General features: G+C 36.3%; 1 protein-coding gene and 1 pseudogene. Both read right to left on the bottom strand.

The annotated features are described in order from the left end of the window. A pseudogene (locus FQU21_RS17195) lies at positions 1 to 2,456 on the bottom strand (hypothetical protein); the annotation flags it as partial. Between the two features lie 235 nt (positions 2,457 to 2,691). Beyond that, positions 2,692 to 2,823: hypothetical protein (locus tag FQU21_RS17895; RefSeq protein WP_147679249.1), on the bottom strand; the 132-nt coding region annotated here is incomplete at its 5' end.

Below are 2,823 nucleotides of genomic sequence, written 5' to 3'. Positions count from 1 at the left end.
ATAAATTGATCGGCATTTAAATCGGACGGATATGGATTTCCTACTAAATAACCATTTCCTGAACTTGCTGAAAGCGTATAATCGCCATCATTAGCTTCGCCATTAAACGTAAATTCACCAGCAATTCCAGTACCTTTCATAGAAAAACCTTCGCCTGGTAAAATACTAGTTGAAGCTGGATCTATTTGATTCCAAGAATAATAATTTCCAGATGTTCCATTAAAAGTTTGCAACCAAAGGGTACTCACTTGGCCAACCTCATCAACCGCATTAGTAAAACTTACAGTAGTTCCTCCAAATTCTAAATCCTTAACAAGCCAACCTCCGCCTTTATTTACGGAAGCGCTCCAATAGTTATAATCATACTTATTAGCAGTTCCTTCTTGAGGAATGGTAAAACTTCCTGTTCCTGAGTTTAAAGATGTTCCTGTATGAGTTTGAATAACCTGCCCTTCTCCTAAAACATGTATAATCCCGTTGTTTATTATCCTGTTGGTGATGGTTAAAAGTATACCGTCTCCTATTACTAAAGTACCTCCTGCTTCTACTTCAACCTCTCGTACATTAGCATCTGCTATTAGCGTAGCTGTGGCGCCAGACTTTACTAAAAATTTTAAACATTCATCTGCCGTAGTAGGCTCGTGTGATACTCCTGAACCGTTGTAATATGTTGATGTTCCGTCCCAAACTATTTGATCTTCATATTCTAGGGTGAAATAGTCGTTATCACTTAATAAAACATTTGTGGCTTGATAAACACCTCCTGATAAAGTTAAACTATAACTTGTTGAAGAACTAAATGACGTATTGCTATCTACAATAAGCTTTAATTCATTACAACCATCTGGAGCATTTAAATTGATATCCGAAGCATTGAACGAGACAGTTACCGTACCTAAATTATTACGTCTACTTACCCGCCATTTGGTATCTAATCTATTTAAATAATTGGTAGCAGCGGTAGCTTCAAAAGTATAATTGGCATCTATTTGATCTTCTCCCCAAAATAAAAACTCATCATTATCTAAATCAGACGGCGCATTAATTCTAACAATACCTGTTCCTTGGGAATCGATATGTTTAGTCCCATCGGATGCCTGCCCAATTCCAGCTACTTTATGATCGAAATTCCCGTTTGCAACATCATCTTCATTATAAAAATTTAAAGATGAATCTATAGCAATGCCATATTTAGCCGATAAATAATTTGAAACAATAATTCTTTCGGCATCAGTTATATATGTATTAAATAAAATAACTTCAGAAAAATCACCTTGATGTGCTTGAGTTGAATCAAAACTATAAGGCGAGCTATTACCATCTTGTTCACCTGCCAGAGCCAAATCTCCTCCCGCTGTTATGGGTACCCCATTTTGCGTGGCAGAAACAGAATTACCATTATTACCATTTAAGGCCATTCTAGAATTCCCTCCGTAACTAGTCCATCCAAAATCGACAATGTTCCAGCTTGAATTATCAGCATTTAACTCAAAGGTTCTAGAGGAATTTCTCCACATCTGTAGGCTTTGACTTCTATAGATAAGAAAATCATTATTACCTGCTGAAGAAGCATAAGACAATATTCCGTCTCTACTTGTGTTAGAATCATTTGTTTTATTCACGTAAAACCCGGAAATTTCTGCTGTAGGAAAGTTAGTGAAATTAGTTTTTTGAAGTCTCCTGTCTGCTTCTTCAAACCGAACAACATCATAACCATTAACGATGTTTTTCTTAATTATAGGCTGATAGGTTGCATTGGGCTGTGACAAATTTGAATTATATCCCGAGGCATCATTCCAACTTGCAAAAGATGCCCCATCGGTTTGTGTAAAATTATCTGGGTTAGTCCACAATACTAACCCAGAACTCCCATCGGTATGCCCAACGCCTCCTGGGCCTAAATAACCACCAATTTCCGAAATAACAGGATCGGTGTAATACACCGTTATGGTCCAACTATTATTATTTATTTTGCTATAGGTTGTATTACAATCATCATCAGATAATAATCCTGTACCAAGCAAAGATGCAGACCAAGTTCTATACGCTTGCATTTCAAAAGTTAAGGTTCCAGTTGTTGAAACCCCATTTACTGATGTTAAACCTCCTCTACTAAGTGTTCGCATTTCTACACTATTAGAAATGTTAGTAGAAGTAGAACTGCTAGTAAAAGCCCCTTCTAAATAAGTACTTGTTTCTTGACAATAAATTCGAACATTTTGTTGAGATAACTTCGCGCCATTTTGTGCTGTAAGCTTATACCCAAAATCTACACTGGTTACCGTAGCTCCAACAGGCACAGAAAGGGTAAGTGTTTCAAAGGTACAGTTGTTACCACTGTTTTCGTGTTCTGTTGGAATATCTTTAGCCGTATATGTAGCACTAACCGACTGTGCTTTAACATGAAGCATCCCTGTTAAAAACAGGAGTCCAAATAAAAGTAAAATTCTTTTCATAATAATTAATTTTGTTATGCATGATGCAAAACACCATACCATTACAAACCCCGCTAGTTTAATGACTTTTGGTACCATAAAGTCTCTATTCTTTTAGACACTTTAAAACCTAAAGGTCACAAAACATCTAAATAACAAACACTTACACACTACACCAAAGCTTAATGGCCTTTTAATTTTGACTTTAAAAGTTCACTATTTAAACCATTAATTTACGCATTTATTTCTTTTTTCACTACTCCAAACTCATAAAACTAGCTTTCAAGGTCTCTATTTTAGCTAAAGCATCGGCTTCTTTTTTCTTCTCGGCTGCTACCACTTGCTCTGGTGCTCCGGCAACAAAACGTTCGTTAGAACGTTTCTTTTG

Origin of the sequence: Algibacter pacificus (assembly GCF_008033385.1) — a bacterium.
GTDB lineage: Bacteria > Bacteroidota > Bacteroidia > Flavobacteriales > Flavobacteriaceae > Algibacter > Algibacter pacificus.
The sequence above is the reverse complement of the archived record's forward strand: the minus strand, read 5'-3'. Positions and strand labels throughout refer to the sequence as shown.